Raw genomic sequence first — 15,052 nt, 5'->3', positions numbered from 1 at the left:
CGCCTACGCTGTGATTGCAACGATAGCAACGAAGGGATATCGTTGGAACGTGAAGGCAGTCACCCCGCAGCCGACCCGCGACGTTGTACGCGCCCGGCTGATCGAAGTCGCCGCACGCCTGCTCGCCGCTGAGGGGCCTGACGCGGTGACCACGCGCTCGGTCGCGCTCGCCGCCGGTGTTCAGGCGCCTTCGATCTACCGCCTGTTCGGGGACAAGGACGGGTTGCTCGATGCCGTGGCGGAACACGGCTTCGCGAGCTACGTGGCGCAGAAGCCCCCCGTCGACACCGACGACGATCCGGTCGAAGGTCTGCGCGCCGGATGGAACCTGCACGTCGGCTTCGGCCTCGCGAACGCCGCCCTGTTCCGGCTCATGCACGCGGCGAAGCGAACCCCTGACGGGCAGGCCATCGTCGAGTCCGGCACGGAGATACTGCGACAGCGAGTGCGGCGGGTCGCCCGGGCGGGACGCCTGCGCCTGCCCGAAGATCGCGCCGTGGCGCTCATCCACGCGGCGGGCACGGGCGTCGTGTTCACCCTCATCGACCAACCCGACGACGAACGGGACGAAACCCTCGCCGATCTGGCGTGGGAAGCCGTGCGCACCACCATCCTGATCGACCCGCCCGAGGCCGAGCCTTTCGCCCCGGCCGTTGCGGCCGTCACCCTCCGTGCGGCCCTGCCCGGCCTCACCGCGCTCACGGCCCACGAGGCTGCACTGTTCGGCGACTGGTTGGACCGCGTCGCGGATTCCGACCCACAGGTGCCGCGTCCCGATGCACTGTGACGATCGGTATTCAGGGCGCCGTGCAGGATCTCAACGTTTACGACGGACGATAACGTCGCCGTACGAGGTGTGTGCGCGCACCTCGGCGTGCCGCTGGCCGCCGCCCGGCGCGTCGGACGCGGTCAGCCGGTTGTGCACGGTCCCGAAGGAGGTGTGCAGGTCGAGGTAGGCCGGCAGACCCTCCGGCACGCCGACCTCGAGCTCGCCCAGCGCGGTCTTCAGCGACACCGTCCCACCGGCGATCTCGTCGATCCGGATGCTGCCGTTGGCGGTGGCCGCGTCGACGTTGCCGCCGGCCCGGCCGACCATGACGCTGCCGTTCGACGACCGGGCCCGCAGGTCGCCGCCGACACTCTCCAGCCGGGTCTCGCCGTTGCCGGTCTTGAGCTGAGCGTTCTTGCCGACCTCGCCGACACGCACCTCGCCGGAGCCGCTGACCGCGGTGGCGTCGCCGTCCACGGTCAGCACGGTCAGCGCGCCGGCCCCGGTCCGGGCGTCGACCGAGGCGACCCGCTCCAGCCGGACGTCGCCGACGCCGGCCTTGACCCGGCAGTCACCGAGGGCGCCGCGGCTGGTCAGGTTGAGGATCCCGCCGTCGGCGTCGATGCCGGACCCGGTGGCCAGGGTGATCTCCACGTCGACGACGCCGGCCTTGCCGCCGAAGATGCCGAAGTTCTTCTGCTTGGGTCCCTTCACCAGCAGGCGGCCGTTGGCGTACTCGACGACGGTCTGCTCGGCGAAGGTCTGGTCGCGGTCGCTGCCGGGGTTGGCCGGACGGACCTCGACGGTGGTGCCCGGGGTGTCGCCGGCGGTGACGCGGACGTTGCCGGCGACCACGTTGATGGTGGCCTCGATGGGACCGGTGGTGTCGAAATCGGGCATGGCTGCGCGAGCCCCCTTCAGGAGGGATGGGTGGTGGTCGGAAGGTCGGGAAGGCCTCAGCGCGCCCAGCCGGTGAACCGGTCGGAGCCGGTCATCGTGCGGCGGACCGGCGGAGGGGTGGCGCCGCCCGGGCGCTGGACGGCGGCCGAGGCGGCGCGGACCAGCCAGGCGTTGACCGAGAGGCCCTCGTTGCTCGCCGCCTCCTCGATGCGGGCCTTGAGCTGGTCGGGCAGGCGGAGGTTGATGCGGGAGACCGCGTCGTCGCTCTCGGCGACCGGCGGTGGGGGAGCGGCCGGCGCCTCGGCCACCGGCTCCTCGGCCGGGGGCAGGGTGACGACGAAGGCCGGCGAGCGGTCGCGCAGGCGGACCTGGACGGAGCCCGGCGCCATCTCGGTGGTGATCTCGTCGGCGGCGCGGCTGAGCGCGTCCAGCAGGGCCAGCCGGAACGCCGACTCCATCGGCGCGGTGAGCCGTTCGGCGAGGGCGCGGGCGTCGGCGCCGCCCAGCTCGGCGGCGTTGGCCAGCTCGTCGCGGAGCTGCTCGACGTAGGGCGTGATGTCCATGGCACCAATATGGCACCACTATGGCGTCATCGCAAGCCGGGCATGATGCCATCACCTGTTCGGCCAGGTCATACCGGCTCCAGGGACAATACCGGCGCTATACGCGAATACGTATCTTCCTTGCATCCCGGGCTTACCGTGCGCCGGATCGCGAGAGGTCACCCCCCGACATGTCCCTCCTCCGCCGCCTGGCCATCGCCGGGCTTGCCGCCACCCTCATGGCCGGCCCGTTCGCCGCCCCCGCGGACGCCGCCACCGCGCACACCAGCGCCCAGGAGAAGCGCCGGGTCGACGCGGTCAAGACGCCGAAGCTCAAGTGGTACAAGTGCTACTCCTACGCCGAGTGCGCCACCGCCCAGGTGCCACTCGACTACGACCGGCCGAGGGGGCAGAAGACCGAGATCGCCCTGGTCCGGGTACGCGCGACCGACCGCAAGCACCGCATCGGCAGCCTCTTCGTCAACCCCGGCGGCCCCGGCGGATCGGCCACCGAGATGGCCATGCTGTCACCGTTGTTCCTCAGCGAGGCGGTGCTCAGCCGGTTCGACATCGTCGGGATGGACCCGCGTGGGGTCGGCTTCAGCGACCACGCCGAGTGCTTCACCTCGACCCGGGCGCAGACCGTCGCGCTGAAGGGCATGACGCCGGTCTTTCCGTACGGGAAGAAGGAAGAGAAGGCCTTCATCGCCTCGGCCGAGAAGCTGGGCCGGGCGTGCTCGACGACCGGGCGGCCGCTGACCGGCTCGATGTCCACGGCGGAGGTCGCGCGGGACATGGACGTCATGCGGCGGGCGGTCGGCGACAAGAAGCTGACCTACCTCGGCTTCAGCTACGGGTCGGCGCTGGGCAACTACTACGCCAACATGTTCCCGGACCGGTTCCGCGCGATCGCCATCGACGGCGTGATCAACCCGCGGGCCTGGGCCGGCACCAAGGAGACCCAGAACACCGTGCAGGACGTGCGGCTCGACTCCGCCGGCGGCGCCTACCGGGCGTTCGCCGAGCTGATGAACCGCTGCGCCAAGGCCGGCCCGGCGAAGTGCGAGTTCGCCGGCGGCAACACCCTGGTGCGGTTCCACAACATCGCCGAGCACCTCAAGCGCAAGCCGATCGTGGTGCCGATCCCGCTGCTCGGCATCACCCTGAAGCTCACCTACGCGGACTTCGTCGGCGACGTGCTCAGCTCGCTCTACTCGCCGACGGCCGGGGAGGACGTCGCCGCGTTCGCCGCCGACGTGCAGCTCATGCAGTCCGAGGGTCTCAGCCGGGCGACGGTCACGGCGGCCGGGACGCGGTACGCCAACCGGGTCAAGCAGCGGCTGGGACGAGCGTTCCCGTACGACAACAGCATCGACGCGTACGCCTCGATCATGTGCACCGACGGCCGGCACCCGGCCAAGGCGTCGTCGTGGCCGGCCGCCGCGGCCGCCGCCGACCGCCGGGCGCCGTACTTCGGCCGGGCCTGGGTCTGGGCCAGCGTGCCGTGCGCGCGGAAGACCTGGACCGTGCGCGACGAGGACGCCTACACCGGGCCGTTCAACCGGCGCACCCAGAACCCGGTGCTGGTGGTGGGCAGCTTCTGGGACCCGGCCACCAACTACCAGGACGCCGTGCAGGTGTCCCGGAAGCTGCCGAACAGCCGGCTGCTGTCCAGCACCAACTGGGGACACACCGCGTACGGGACGTCGGCCTGCGCGACCGGCGCGATCGACGGCTACCTGCTGACCAGGCGGCTCCCGGCCAAGGGCACGGTCTGCAAGGCGCCGCAGCCCTTCACCCAGCCGGTCGGCACCCTGTCGGCCCAGGGCTCCAAGCAGCTGCCCCCGGTGGCCAAGGTCGGCCGCTGATCACCGCTTCCAGAAGGCTTTCCGGTCCTCGGGGGTGGTTCCCCCGAGGACCCGGATCGCTTCGGCCCACTTCTCCGCGAGGCTCCGGTCACCTCGGAGGAAGGCGACGAAGTCCTTGAGCGACGGCGCCAGGACCTCCAGCCGGCTGGCCAGATCGTCGAGGAACTCGGCCCGCTCGTGGTCGGGCCGGCCCTCCGCCTCGCGCAACCGGGCCAGCTCGGTCTTCAGGATCGCCGCCAGGTCGACCGTGGACCCGGCGCCCGGCTTGCGGGCCCTCGCGAACGAGGCCATCGGGCGCGGCGGCGGCGCGCCGGCCCCGGTCGCCATCAACCGTGGCGCGAACCGCGGCCGGCCGCCCGGCGCGGGCGGCAGGGGAGAGGCCAGCGGCATCGACGCGGAGGCCATCGCGATGAACGGCGTCGCGACGTCACCCAGCGCCCCGGCCGGCGTCTCCCAGCCCGACGGCGTCTCGACCGGCTGCACCACGCGGCGGTTCTCGCCGTTCTCGTTCACCACCCGGCTGTCCACGGCCACGAACGCGGTGAACCGGCACAGCACCCCGAACCGCAGCGACGTGGCGGTGATCGCCGGCTCCAGCGAGTGGTCGCCGGCCGCGTACCGGTCCTCCAGGTCGCGCAGCCGGGCCCGGGCCCACTGCGCCGCCACCACCGGCTCCTCCTTGGCGGTGACCGGGACGGTGGTCTCGAAGTCGCCGCCGTCCCGCCGCCGGCCGGTCACCGTGATGGTGCCGCTCGGCGAGCCGGCGTACCGGCCCGAGATCACCAGCGGCACGCCCGGGTAGAGCGCGGGCAGCCGCTGCGGGCTCTGCGTGGCCGCCACCAGCGTCAGCCCCTCGGCACGCAGCGCCAGGTCGGTGACCAGCGGCGCGCCGATCCGGCGGTGGATGTGCTCCATCGCCTCGTCCAGCCGGTCCTCGCTCTCGACCAGCTCGGTACGCCCACCGCCCAGCGACGCCAGCCGGCCCAGGAAGCCGGCGTTCACCGCCCGGTCGATGCCGATCGTGTGCACCCGGATGTCCCCGATCAGCGGCATGATCTCCTCGAGGATCTGGTCCTCGTTGCCGACCTGCCCGTCGGTGACCAGCACCAGGACGCGGTCGCCGGCGCTCTCCGCCTTGTCGCCGGCCAGCAGTTCGAGCCCTTGCTTGAGGGGGGCCAGCAGTTCCGTGCCCCCTCGGGCGTTCGCGCGGGCCAGGTGTTCGACCGCGCGGAAACGATTCCGGTCGGTCGCCTCGGCCAGGCCGTCGCCCGCGCCCTCCACGGCGTGGTCGAAGGTCAGCACCGCGAACCGGTCGCCGGAGGTCAGCGTGTCGACCACCCGGGCGGCGGCGCGGCGGGCGGCCACCATCTTCCAGCCGCCCATGCTGCCCGACCGGTCCAGCAGCAGCACCACGTCCTTGGGCCGCGCGGTCGCCTCCAGGGCCGGCGGGACCACCGTCACCGCGTACGTCCCCTGCTCCGCGTCCTCGGCGTCGGCGTCCTGGTCGGGCACCGCGATCGCGGTCTGCCCGCCCGGCGCGTAGGCCAGCCTCAGGATGAAGTCGCGGTCGGCCCGCTCGCCCGGCCGGATGCTGATCCGCCGCTCGTCCTCCACGACCGCGTGCAGGCTCGACGTGACCGCGCCCAGCTCGAGCCCGGCCGGGTCGACGTCGACCTCGATGCTCAGCCGCAGCGGATTCGGGAAACCGGGCAGCAGGACGGGCGGGGAGATCCGCGACGCGTCCGGCACCGCGTCGGTGTCCGGCTCGTGCCCGGCGCCCACCTGCCGCCCCGGCAGCGCCGTCCCCGGCATGTAGCGCGGCGCCACCACCAGCGGGAACCGGAACGTCGCGGCGCCGTCCTCGTACGGCAGCGGCCCGACCAGGCGCAGCTCGACCGTGACCCGCTCGCCCGGCACCAGGTTGCCGACCCGCATGGTGAAGACGTCGGGCCGCTCCTCCTCGGCGATCGAGGCGCGCTTGCCCTCGGCGATGGCCCGGTCGTAGGTCTCCCGGGCCGCCCCGCGCTCCTGCAGCTCGGCCTGGACGGTGTGCCCGTCGGCCGTCATCGTCATGCCGGTGACCGCGGCCCGGTCGGGCAGCGGGAAGATGTACGTCGCCTCCAGCGGGACGTCATGCACGTTCACGAACTCGGCGGCCACCACGGTGCGCGCGCTGAGTCCCGAGATGCTGGTCCGCACCGCGAGCCGGTCGAGCGGCAGATTGCCGCGCTCGGTCTCCAGGGCCCCGAACCCGGCCTCGGGCAGGATCCGGATGCGGCCCACCTCGCCGGGTTCCATGGGGGTAACGGAAAGGGTCATGGCACTCTCCCATCGTCGGCTGAATCCAGCAGGCCGCGATCGGCCAGCAACGCGAGCAAAGGTGCGGCGGCGACGCTGATCGCGTCCCGATCCGCTGCGGTGGGTACGCCGGGGAGCACGAGAATCGCCCCGCCCCCGAGCCGGACTCCGCCGATAACACTGTCACGGTGTTCTTGTTCCGCCGGTTCTGCTTCCGCCGGGACGATCAAGCCGGCCGGCGCCGCAGCTGCTCGGGCGCCCCAGAAGCGCGGCCGTTCCGCGGCCGCCGCGTCGGGCGCCGGCCCGTCCGGGACCAGCAGGTCGTCGGGCACCCGGGCCACGTCGGCCAGCACCTCGTCGCCGGCCCCGGTCAGCTCGGCCTGGATCTGCGCGATCGACCGCCCCGCGGCCTGCCGCCGTTTGACCGCCACGAGCTGAAGCAGATGACGAGGCCCGTAGAGCGCGGTCCGCCCGCTCATCCCCAGCGGCCGATCGATCAAGCCGATCGTCTGGTACCACCGGATGGCCCGCCGGTCCGGCACATCCCGGACCCGCCCGTTGGGCGCGCCGGCATATTCGGCGGCCAACGCCCGGCCCACCCGATCCACCAGCTCATCCAGCGTCCACATGCCCACCACAATGACACTGTCAAATAACACTGTCAAGATTCGTCATCATCCTTCGGTGATGGGGCGTCCGGTCACAGAGGACTGCCGCAACGGCCGTGGGCCGGGGCCGACGCGCTCGGGAACACTGGATGCCGGGCGGTGGGGGATGAGACATCAGCAGAACGAGCCGGCGGAGCGATCGGCACCCGAGGTGGACCAGCGGCCCCGGTTCGACAACGCCGCCGGGCACCACCTGCTCGACATCCAGCGCACGGCGGGCAACCGGGCGACCGTCGCGTACCTCCAGCGGCAGCCGGTCGCGGGCACCGCCATCGTGCACGAACATCAGCAGCTGACCCCGGAGCTCGACCAGACCAACCAGCTGCTCGACCGGCTGATCCCCGAGCAGGGCTGGGAGGCGACCAGCGCCTGGGCGTACCGCTTCATCAACGCCGACCCGCTCGGCGACCTGAAGTACGGCGGCGACCTCGACCTGGTCGGCCGGTGCCGCCAGCGCCTGCGTACCGAGATCAAGCAGCGCCAGGCCATCGCCGACGACCTCACCGGCCCGGCCGGCGCCGACCTCGGCGACGTCGTGTTCGCCGGCGGGCGCTTCATCACGACGGCCAACAAGGTCACCACCGAGCTGCTCGACCGCAGCCAGAAACAGCTCACCGCCGAGATGGCCCACTACGGGCTGAAGGAGAACACGTTCCTCGGCATCACCACCGGCTACGAGATGAACGACGGCCCCGTCCAGCAGGGTCTCCGCGACGCCGCGCGCCGGCTCGCCGCCCGCCGGCGTGAGACGAACAAACTGTCCAAGGCCTTCTTCGCCGCGCAGCAGGCCGCCGAGGACGACGCCCGCAAACTCGGCGTGTTCTTCCCGGCGGCGCCGCCCCTGCTCGCGGCCCAGGAGGATGCCCGCAAGACGTGGGTCGCCGCCGAGGACGAGTATCACGCCGCCTGCACCAAGGAACAGATCGACCATCCGGTCCTCGCGGTGTACTCCAAGCAGGACGACGCCGCCACCCGCCTGGAGGAGCTCGTCGGCAAGAGCGCCCAGAGCCTGGCCGCGACCCTGTACACGACCATCGACGACCGGCTCAAGAGCATCAAGGAGGTCCGGGAGGCGATCGGCGGTGACTACAACCCGTGGAAGCACTCGCGGATCGTCGGCCTGACCAAGACCCAGCTCGACCTCAAGCCCTGGGAGACGAAGGTCGTCGACGAGAAGGCGGCGAAGGCGGCCCGCGGCGCCGAGGACTCGATGGCCGCGAAGGTCGCCGCGGTGGTCGCCATCGGCCTCGGTCTGCTCGGCGCGATCCCGAGTGGTGGCAGCACCCTGCTGGTCGGGCTGGCCGCCGCCTCGGCCGCGGTCGGCGCCGCCTACAGCCTCAACACGCTGTACGAGCACTACCGTGAGTACAGCCTGGCCAAGGCCGAGAACCTGACCAGCCTCGACCAGGCCCAGGCGATCTCCTCGGAGGAGCCCGGCCTGCTCTGGCTGGCCCTCGACCTGCTCGATCTCGGCCTGAACATGGTCGCGGCGGTCAAGGTGTTCGGCGGGTTGCGCGGCGCGATGGCCGCGGCCGAGAAGGGCGGCGTACGCGGACTCGTGTCTCTGCACGGCGAATCGGGCCGGGCCGGCCTGCCGCCGCCGTCGCGCAGTCGGCTGATCGCCGAGACGATCCAGCGGATGGGCGGCGGCAAGAGCGCGTCCCAGGTCTTGGAGCAGTTGCTGGAACAACTCGCCGTGGCCGGCAAGGGCAGCGGGAAGGCCACGCTGATGGAGGCGATCGACAAAGCCGCGCTGGACCTGGCGGCCAAGAAGAAGATCTGCTTCTTCATGCCGGGCAACGCCGGTGGCACCCTGGGCGAGTTCAAGCGGGTGCTGCGCGAAGCCGGTGTCGCCGAGGCCCAGCTGCAGTCCGAGGCCGCCGCCCTGATGAGGGACTTCCAGGCCCGCGGCTACCACGGCTTCTACTCGGGCAAGGGCGACTTCGTCATCCTCCGCGAGGGCGACGACATGGCCAGCATGCTGGCCCACGAATTGTCCCACCGGGCCCAGCACGTCCAGGGCCGCCTGCAGTCCCTGGGCACCCTGCGCAGCGAGTACCAGGCCCACCACATCCAGCGCGAGGTGCTGCTGAGCCTGCCCGAGGACGTGCTCGCCTCCAGCCCGTCCCGGGAGCTGGTCACCAAGACCGACGCCGAGCTGGTCGCCTACCTCAAATCCCATCCCACGTACGGACCGGAGATCAGCGCCGAGGCGGCCGACGCCACCATCGCCGACCTCGACCCCGCCGCCGACGCCAAGCTGATCGAGGACTGGTTCCTCGGCGGCGCCGCGGGCCGGTGAGGCTCGGTCCGGGCTGTCTCACCGCCACGCCGCCCCAGAAGGCGTCCGGCACGTCCTCCGGTGGGCCGTCGGGACGCCAGCGGGCGACCGGGACGATGCCCTCGGCGGTGGGGGTCCACCGGCCGAGCAGGGGCGCGAAACCGGCCGGCTCGCGCACGTGGAACGCCGGGCCCATCATCGCCAGGGCCTGAGGATGGGCGGCCAGCTCCATGGCGTCGAAGTCGAACAGCAGGCGGCTGCCGGCCGGGACGGCGTCGTACAGGGCATCGAGGGTCCGGGCCAGCGTCGGAAGCCGGGTGCGGGCGTTGTTCACTACCGACTAGTTGGTAACTAACCAGCACGGGCGCGATCTCGGGGGCGGCGGTGGCGCGCAGGGCCAGGTGATGCTTTCCGGCGCGTGCTGCCGGCCGACGTGCGGCCGCGGCTGCCCGGCGGCAGACGGCCAGGGCGTGCGAAAGACGGTGCTGGGGGAGATGGCCAGGCCTCAGACCAGGCCCGCGTCGTGTACGAGCAGAGCGACCTGCACGCGGTTGTTCATGTCGAGCTTGGTGAGCAGACGCGACACGTGCGCCTTCACGGTGGCGACGCTCATGAACAGCTCGGCCGAGATCTCGGCGTTGGACTGGCCGCGGCCGACGGCCAGGGCCACCTCTCGTTCGCGTTCGGACAGGTCGTCGAGGCGCCGCCGGGCGGTCTCCTCGCGGCCGGCGCCGTTGACCGGGCCGGCGACATGCGCGATCAGCCGCCGGGTCACCGCCGGTGACAGCGTGGCCTCGCCCGCCGCCACCCGCCGCACCGCCTGGTGGATCTCGGCCGGCGGGGTGTCCTTGAGCAGGAAGCCGCTGGCCCCGGCCCGGAGCGCGCGCAACACGTACTCGTCGGCGTCGAAGGTGGTCAGCACGATCACCTCGGGCGCGCCGGGCCGCCGGCGCAGCGTCTCGGTCGCGGCCAGGCCGTCGACCCGGGGCATCCGGATGTCCATCAGCACCACGTCGGGCTGGTGGGCGGCGACGGCCGAGGGCACGTCGGCGCCGTCGGCCGCCTCGCCGACGACGGTGACCCCGGCGGCGCCGTTGAGGATCATCGTCAGCCCGGCGCGTACCAGGGCATCGTCGTCCACGATCAGCACGCGAACCGCGTCGCTCACCAGACCTCCGAGATAGATGGTGCCGACAAAGCAGGGGTCATGCGGCCACCTCGGTGGCGGGGCGGGGCCAGGGCAGCCACGCGGTCAGGACGAAGTCGCCGCCGGGCTCGCGGCCGTGGGTGAGCCGGCCGCCGGCCAGCGTGGCGCGCTCGGCCAGCCCGACCAGCCCGGTGCCGGCCCCGGGGATGACCGTCGGCGAGTGGCCGGCCGGCCACGGGTTACGCACCGTCACGGTCAGTCCGTTGCCTGGGCCGCCCGCGATCGCCACCGTGACCGTGGCGCCGGGCGCGTGCTTGCGGGCGTTGGTGAGACCCTCCTGCACGATCCGGTACGCCGTCCGCCCGGCGCCCTCCGGGACCGCCTCGGCCGCCACGTCGAGCTCCAGGCGTACCCGGGCCCCGGCTGCTCTTGACTCGTCGGCCAGGGCGGTCAGCTCGGCGATGGTGGGCTGCGGAGGCTCGGGCGGCGACGAGACGTCACCGTCGGCCCGCAACACCCCGATCACCTCGCGAAGGTCCTGCAACGCCTGGTGGGCGCTGGCCCGGATCACCCCGGCGGCCGTCGCGACCTCGTCGGGGGAGGCGTCGCCCCGGATCTCCAGGGCGCCCGCGTGCAGGCTGACCAGGGAGATCCGGTGGGCGAGGACGTCGTGCATCTCGCGGGCGATCCGGGTGCGTTCCAGGGCCCGGGCCTGCGCCACCCGCAGCTGCTGCTCACTCTCGGCACGCTCGGCCCGGTCACGCAGCGAGATCAGCAGCTGTCGTCGTGACCGCACCACCGCGCCCCACAGCACGATGATCAGGGTGAACACGGCGCTCCAGGCCACGGTCTCCCAGTAGGGCCGGCCGGCCTCCGGACGCAGCTTCACGAACACCAGGGTGACCAGCATGAACCCGGTCGCGAGCAGGGCGGTGGTGCTGAACTTGCGGTGCACCGCGACCGTGAACAGCATGATCGCCCCGGTGATGCCCCCGGCCACGGTGAAGAGGCCGAGCACCAGCATCGCGAGGAACAGCTGGACCGGCCACCGCCGCCGCCACCACAGCCCGACCGAGGCGATCGTGGCCACCACGAAGTCGAGCCAGGCCAGCCACGGTGGGGTGTTCGCCCACTCCGGCGCGATCGACACGTTGTCGCTGAGCAGGTCGGCCGTGACCAGCACGGTGAAGCCGAACCCGATCAGGAAGCAGAGCGTGTCGATGATCCAGTCGCGGGTCGACCGGCGGGCCGGCCGGCTCGGTTCGAGCTCGGCGACCAGCGCCGACGGCAACAACCATCGGTTCTCGGTACGCACGGCCGGCATGCGCCCAGCCTAGGCGGGCGCCCGGGCCACCGGACACCGACCAAAGTCGCACCTTTCAGATGCGGTTCATCCCGGCGACCGGCGGCCGGACCGTGATCGTCGTGCCGGACAGGTGTGACGCGGCGTCACTGCACAGGAAGGCGGTCAGCGCGACCAGGTCCTCGGGTTCGCCGATCCGCCCGCCCGGATAGGCCGCCGCCACCCGCGCCACGTGTTCCTCGCTGACGATCGCGCGCATCCCGGGCGTGACGGTCAGGCCGGGCGCCAGCGCCACCGTGCGGATGCCCTGGCCGGCGAGTTCCTGGTGGACGCAGGCGGACAACGCGTTCAGGGCCGCCTTGGAGCCGCTGTAGGCCGCGCCGCCCGCCACGTGCTGCACGGCGGCGATGCTGCTGACGTACACGATCCGGCCGCCGTTGCTCTTGATCATCAGCGGCGCGAAGTGCTTGGTGCTCAGGAACGCGCCGACCACGTTCGAGTTCAGCACCCGCTGGAGCGTGTCGAGCTCGAGGTCGAGCACCGGGTTCGAGCCGGGCATCCAGCCGGCGTTGTTGATCAGCCCGTCCAGCCCGCCCCACGCGGCGTCGACCTCGGCCGCGGCCCGCCGCACCGCTTCCTCGTCGCTCACGTCGGCCTCGAGCGCGAGCCCGGCGCCGCCGTCCTTCTCGATCTCGTCGACCACGGCCTGGGCCCGGTCCCGGTCGCGCGCCAGCACGCCGACCCGCGCGCCTTCGGAGGCCAGGCCGAGCGCGAGGGTACGCCCGATGCCCTGCGCCGCGCCCGTCACGACGATGCGCTTGCCTGCGATGTCGATGTTCACAGAAACCAACTCCAACGTTTCGGTTGGATTCTGACTGTACAACTCCAACGCCGACGTTGGATATGCTGGGTACCGTGGCGTGGGACACCGAAGGCACCAGGAAGAAACTTCAGGACGCGGCGACGGCGGAGTTCGCCGAGCGCGGACCGGACGGCACCACGATGGCCCGCGTCGCCGAGCGCGCCGGGGTCAACAAGGAGCGGCTGTACAACTACTTCGGTGACAAGCGGGCGCTGTTCACCACCGTGCTCACCGCCGAGCTCGAGAAGCTGTCCGGTTCGGTGGCGCTGGCCGGGCCGACCCTCGACGACGTCGGCGAGTTCATCGGGGCCACCTTCGACTACCACGCGGCCCATCCCGAGCTGGCCCGGCTGCTGCAGTGGGAGGCGCTGGCCGGGGGACCGCCCGCCGACGAGGCCACCCGGGCCGAGCACTACCGACGAAAGGTGGAGACGGTCGCCGCGGCCCAGCGCGACGGCGTGCTCGCCGCCCATCTCGACCCGGGCCACCTGCTGTTCCTCATGATCGCGCTGGCCGCGTGGTGGCAGGCGGTGCCTCAGCTGGCGTACCTGATCACCGGCGCCGACCCGGACGACCCGGCCGAGCGCGCCAAGCGCCGGGAAAGTGTGATCCGCGCCGCTCAGCGGCTTGCGACTTAAGTCGCGACGCTCTCGACCTCAGGCTGTCGCGGGTGGCCAGGTGGCCCGGGCACCGTGATCTCCATGATTACGGTCGAACATCTCAGCAAGCGGTACGGGACGCATTCCGCCGTCTCCGACGTGTCGTTCAGCTGCGCACCCGGCACGGTCACCGGCTTCCTCGGCCCGAACGGCGCCGGCAAGTCCACCACGATGCGGATGATCACCGGGCTCACCCCGCCCACGGCCGGGCACGCGACGGTCGACGGCGTGCCGTTCGGCAAGCTCGGCAACCCCGGGACCCGGGTCGGCGTGCTGCTCGACGCCTCGGCCCAGCACGCCGGGCGCACCGGTCGCGAGGTGCTCTCACTGGCCGCGATGACCATGGGCATCGACAAGAAGCGGGTCGACGACAGCCTGGAGCGGGTCGGGCTGAACAAGGTCGCGGCGAAGCGGCGGGTGCGGGCGTACTCGCTCGGCATGCGGCAACGGCTCGGTCTGGCGTACGCGCTGCTCGGCGACCCCAGGGTCCTGATTCTCGACGAGCCGGCCAACGGCCTCGACCCCGAGGGCATCTTCTGGATGCGCGGGCTGCTGCGGGACTTCGCCGACGCCGGCGGCACCGTGCTGCTCTCGTCGCACCTCCTGCGTGAGGTCGAGGCGGTGGCCGACCAGCTCGTGGTGATCGGCGGCGGCAAGATCGTCGCGCAGGGCGACAAGGCCGAGCTGCTGTCGGCCTCCGGCATGGTGGTCCGCGCACTCGACCGCGCCGCCCTCGACATGGTGATCCGCCGGGCCGGACTGGACGGCACCCCGACCTCCGACGGCTCGATGATCGTGCAGTCGGACGCCGAGACGATCGGCCGGGCCGCCGCCGACGCCGGCCTGATCCTGCTGGAGCTGCGCCCCGCCGGTGGCGGTGGCCTCGAGCAGATGTTCCTCACCCTGACCGCCGGCGAATCCGTCCAGGAGGCTGTTCGATGACCGCCGTCGACACCCGTACCCCGTCGATCTCGCCCACGGCCCCCGCGCACCGCGCCGCTCCGATCCCGATCGGCCGCCTGATCGGCGTCGAGCTGCGCAAGCTGGCCGACACCCGGGCCGGCATGTGGCTGCTGATCATCATCGGGCTGGCCTCGGTGGCCACCGGACTGATCCAGCTGTTCGCCACGCCGGACGACTCGCAGACCTTCGCCGCCTACTTCGGCTTCGCGCAACTGCCGGCCGGGATCCTGCTGCCGGTGCTGGGCATCCTGTCGATGACCAGCGAGTGGTCGCAGCGCACGGCGCTCACCACGTTCACCCTGGTTCCCCAGCGGGGCCGGGTGCTGGCCGCGAAACTGCTGGCGGCCGCCGCGATCGCCGTGGTGGCGGCGGCGTGCACGGTCGCCTTCGCCGCGGTGTTCAACCTGATCGGCTCGGGCCTGGGCGGTGACGGCTCCTGGAGCATCGGCTGGCAGGTCGTCGCCCAGTGCGTGCTCATGCAGGTGCTCTACGTCCTGATGGGTTCGGCGTTCGGCGCCCTGCTGATGAACACGCCGGTGGCCATCGTGGGCTTCTTCGCGCTGCCGATGGTCTGGACGATCCTCGGCTCGGTGATCACCTCGCTCCAGAAGGCGTCGGCGTGGCTCGACATCAACACGACGACCGGGCCGCTGACCGAGCACGCCCTGACCGGCGGCGAGTGGTCGAGGCTCGGGGTGTCGGCCGCGGTGTGGGTGCTGGTCCCGCTGGTCGCGGGCGCGTTCCGCATGCTGCGGCGCGAGGTCTCCTAGACCCCGGCCCGCGGGTACGTTG

General features: G+C 72.1%; 14 protein-coding genes. 6 read left to right on the top strand and 8 right to left on the bottom strand.

The annotated features are described in order from the left end of the window. Positions 1-49: 49 nt before the first annotated feature. Positions 50-787 (top strand): TetR/AcrR family transcriptional regulator, encoded by a 738-nt coding sequence (locus AB0M54_RS19160; protein WP_364319226.1) that lies wholly within the window; start codon positions 50-52, stop codon positions 785-787. 30 nt (positions 788-817) lie between these two features. Here the strand turns inward: AB0M54_RS19160 and AB0M54_RS19155 are convergent, their stop codons facing one another. Continuing rightward, on the bottom strand, positions 818-1,669 hold the full coding sequence (locus tag AB0M54_RS19155) for a DUF4097 family beta strand repeat-containing protein (protein WP_364472775.1): 852 nt from the start codon (positions 1,667-1,669) through the stop codon (positions 818-820). A 56-nt stretch (positions 1,670-1,725) separates the two neighbouring features. Beyond that, positions 1,726-2,232 (bottom strand): toxin-antitoxin system HicB family antitoxin, encoded by a 507-nt coding sequence (locus tag AB0M54_RS19150; RefSeq protein WP_364319222.1) that lies wholly within the window; start codon positions 2,230-2,232, stop codon positions 1,726-1,728. 170 nt (positions 2,233-2,402) lie between these two features. On the opposite strand from AB0M54_RS19150, the gene AB0M54_RS19145 reads away from it, so the two are divergent. Beyond that, on the top strand, positions 2,403-4,079 hold the full coding sequence (locus tag AB0M54_RS19145; protein WP_364472773.1) for an alpha/beta hydrolase: 1,677 nt from the start codon (positions 2,403-2,405) through the stop codon (positions 4,077-4,079). On the opposite strand, the gene AB0M54_RS19140 is transcribed toward AB0M54_RS19145, so the two are convergent. Then, the gene (locus AB0M54_RS19140) at positions 4,080-6,398 is read right to left on the bottom strand and encodes a VIT domain-containing protein (protein WP_364472771.1); all 2,319 of its coding nucleotides are present in this window, start codon (positions 6,396-6,398) and stop codon (positions 4,080-4,082) included. Beyond that, positions 6,395-7,006: a MerR family transcriptional regulator gene (locus AB0M54_RS19135; RefSeq protein ID WP_364319217.1), complete on the bottom strand. Its 612-nt coding sequence runs from the start codon at positions 7,004-7,006 to the stop codon at positions 6,395-6,397. The genes AB0M54_RS19140 and AB0M54_RS19135 overlap by 4 nt, the downstream gene beginning before the upstream one ends. A gap of 145 nt (positions 7,007-7,151) precedes the next feature. Between AB0M54_RS19135 and AB0M54_RS19130 the strand changes: the two genes are divergently transcribed. Continuing rightward, on the top strand, positions 7,152-9,347 hold the full coding sequence (locus tag AB0M54_RS19130; protein WP_364472769.1) for a hypothetical protein: 2,196 nt from the start codon (positions 7,152-7,154) through the stop codon (positions 9,345-9,347). Here the strand turns inward: AB0M54_RS19130 and AB0M54_RS19125 are convergent. The 4 genes from AB0M54_RS19125 to AB0M54_RS19110 all read right to left on the bottom strand — a co-directional run bounded on the left by AB0M54_RS19125 (position 9,247) and on the right by AB0M54_RS19110 (position 12,617). After that, a complete protein-coding gene (locus AB0M54_RS19125; RefSeq protein ID WP_364472767.1) occupies positions 9,247-9,660 on the bottom strand; it encodes a hypothetical protein in 414 nt (137 codons plus the stop codon). The genes AB0M54_RS19130 and AB0M54_RS19125 overlap by 101 nt on opposite strands. Positions 9,661-9,831: 171 nt before the next feature. Next, positions 9,832-10,494: a response regulator transcription factor gene (locus AB0M54_RS19120; protein WP_364319212.1), complete on the bottom strand. Its 663-nt coding sequence runs from the start codon at positions 10,492-10,494 to the stop codon at positions 9,832-9,834. A 37-nt stretch (positions 10,495-10,531) separates the two neighbouring features. Next, positions 10,532-11,797, bottom strand: coding sequence for a histidine kinase (locus tag AB0M54_RS19115; protein ID WP_364472765.1), 1,266 nt, complete (start codon positions 11,795-11,797; stop codon positions 10,532-10,534). Between the two features lie 55 nt (positions 11,798-11,852). Next, positions 11,853-12,617 (bottom strand): SDR family oxidoreductase, encoded by a 765-nt coding sequence (locus AB0M54_RS19110; protein WP_364472763.1) that lies wholly within the window; start codon positions 12,615-12,617, stop codon positions 11,853-11,855. A gap of 74 nt (positions 12,618-12,691) precedes the next feature. Here AB0M54_RS19110 and AB0M54_RS19105 point away from each other — a divergent pair, with 74 nt between their 5' ends. From AB0M54_RS19105 to AB0M54_RS19095, 3 genes are all read left to right on the top strand, one after another. After that, positions 12,692-13,276, top strand: a complete 585-nt coding sequence (locus AB0M54_RS19105; protein ID WP_364319208.1) for a TetR family transcriptional regulator — start codon at positions 12,692-12,694, stop codon at positions 13,274-13,276. 63 nt (positions 13,277-13,339) lie between these two features. Then, complete coding sequence (locus tag AB0M54_RS19100) at positions 13,340-14,239, top strand: ATP-binding cassette domain-containing protein (protein WP_364472761.1); 900 nt, start codon at positions 13,340-13,342, stop codon at positions 14,237-14,239. Next, the gene (locus AB0M54_RS19095) at positions 14,236-15,030 is read left to right on the top strand and encodes an ABC transporter permease (protein WP_364472759.1); all 795 of its coding nucleotides are present in this window, start codon (positions 14,236-14,238) and stop codon (positions 15,028-15,030) included. The genes AB0M54_RS19100 and AB0M54_RS19095 overlap by 4 nt, the downstream gene beginning before the upstream one ends. The last annotated feature ends 22 nt before the right edge of the window (positions 15,031-15,052 follow it).

The sequence above is a fragment of the Actinoplanes sp. NPDC051470 genome, assembly GCF_040682035.1.
GTDB lineage: Bacteria > Actinomycetota > Actinomycetes > Mycobacteriales > Micromonosporaceae > Actinoplanes.
Note: the sequence above shows the minus strand (reverse complement) of the source record. Positions and strands in the feature narration are given on the sequence as shown.